Source organism: Orrella sp. 11846 (assembly GCF_048820935.1).
Lineage (GTDB): Bacteria > Pseudomonadota > Gammaproteobacteria > Burkholderiales > Burkholderiaceae_B > Algicoccus.
The window spans coordinates 1-211 of sequence record NZ_JBMERD010000079.1 but is presented as its reverse complement, the minus strand read 5'-3'; the positions used below and the strand labels follow the sequence as shown (position 1 = coordinate 211).

1 pseudogene is annotated in these 211 nt (G+C 41.7%); it reads left to right on the top strand.

The features are described 5' to 3' along the window. Positions 1-188 (top strand): annotated as a pseudogene (locus ACOI06_RS14690) (IS256 family transposase); the annotation flags it as partial. Between the last annotated feature and the right edge of the window lie 23 nt (positions 189-211).

Genomic DNA, 211 nt, shown 5'->3' with positions numbered 1-211 from the left:
GAACCAAACGCTCTAAAGGCTGCCTATCGCGCCATGGGATGCTGCATATGCTCTTTAAACTCAGTGAATGCGCACAGAAGAATTGGCGCCGTCAAAGAGGGTTTAATTTCTTGATCAAGGTTATTACCGGAGTCAAATTTAAAGATGGAATTGAAGTCACAGAAACGAGTAATCAGAAAGTCGCTTGAACACTAAATTTGACAATAGCTCT